This window comes from Photobacterium alginatilyticum (assembly GCF_009910675.1).
GTDB lineage: Bacteria > Pseudomonadota > Gammaproteobacteria > Enterobacterales > Vibrionaceae > Photobacterium > Photobacterium alginatilyticum.
This window is the reverse complement of record NZ_RSEJ01000186.1, coordinates 1-653: the sequence shown is the minus strand read 5'-3', so window position 1 is coordinate 653 and position 653 is coordinate 1. Positions and strand designations below refer to the sequence as shown.

General features: G+C 33.3%; 1 tRNA gene. It reads left to right on the top strand.

Going from position 1 to position 653, the window contains the following annotated elements:
* Positions 1-402 precede the first annotated feature (402 nt).
* Positions 403-475 (top strand) — tRNA-Met (locus EIZ48_RS31585).
* The last annotated feature ends 178 nt before the right edge of the window (positions 476-653 follow it).

Here is a 653-nt window from a genome sequence, read left to right as displayed (position 1 = left end):
GGGTATTCACCTTATCAATATCTCAAATCAATGATKGGTTCTTTTTGGMACCTAAAYGGAATRGGCRCCTGAATCAGACCGGACCATTTGTCAGGCTATTGTTCTCTTGTTYCCTCAAAGTTAKTGGAGTAAGACATCGATTTTTCCMTAAGATCAATTYTTTTKATTACATGATGGMCTCCCCTGAAAAACATTGGCGCRCGTGTAAACGAGGTGCTCTACCTAACTGAGCTATAGCCCTTMATTCTTGTAATACCTATTTTATYATGTAGACAATTTCTTGTCAAGATAACTATTCCAYGATCCAACATYMTAKAGGTTTTATTCATATTGCTTATTAAGTAATATGATATTTATAATCCATCGATGTGATAGGTCCCGTTTGCTTCTTGCTGATAAATGACCTACTTAACTCAGTGGTTAGAGTATTGCTTTCATACGGCAGGAGTCATTGGTTCAAATCCAATAGTAGGTAGAACTTATTAGATAYCATTGACTCGGGTATCTAATAAGTTTTTTATTTTATTGTGATATTTTTTTTTCTATTTTTTTTTTCATTGCATTCAAATTTGATGCTGATTRAGTGTAATTGAGTGTAGTTGATTATATTCAATCGACAGAATAAACTTCAATTTAACTCATAGGGTGGATAA